General features: G+C 66.1%; 1 protein-coding gene and 1 pseudogene. One reads left to right on the top strand and one right to left on the bottom strand.

Annotated elements, in window-relative coordinates; genetic code table 11:
• A pseudogene (locus EN852_RS37110) lies at nucleotides 1-214 on the bottom strand (tRNA (guanosine(46)-N7)-methyltransferase TrmB); the annotation flags it as partial.
• Here EN852_RS37110 and EN852_RS42845 point away from each other — a divergent pair.
• Nucleotides 146-342 (top strand): hypothetical protein (locus EN852_RS42845; RefSeq protein WP_246694537.1); only part of this gene is annotated, 197 nt, incomplete at its 3' end. The pseudogene EN852_RS37110 and the gene EN852_RS42845 sit on opposite strands and share 69 nt — an antisense overlap.

The raw sequence follows: 342 nt of genomic DNA on the forward strand, positions 1-342 counted from the left end.
CGTTGACGAAGGGCTCGACGCCGATGAAGCCGGTCTCTGGCGCTTCCTTGGCGCGGTGCAGGAGATGCTCGCCGCCGCCGAAGCCGATCTCCAGCTGCAGCGCCGAAACCTCAGCCTTGAACAAGGTCTTGAGGTCAGCCGGCGCTTGCGCCGTCAGGTCGAGCCGGTATGCGCGCAGACCGCTTTCGAGGGCGATCGCCTGCTGCGGGCGTATGGTTTTGCCGTGCCGGCGACCGAAAAATCCTTCGGTCGCCCGGCTCGGCCGATCCTTGGCGTCAACTGGCGTCAGGCGGCGACGGCGTCCTTGAGCGCCTTGGCGAGATCGGTCTTTTCCCACGACAA

The organism is Mesorhizobium sp. M2E.F.Ca.ET.209.01.1.1 (assembly GCF_004010375.2).
In the GTDB taxonomy this organism is placed as follows: Bacteria; Pseudomonadota; Alphaproteobacteria; order Rhizobiales; family Rhizobiaceae; genus Mesorhizobium.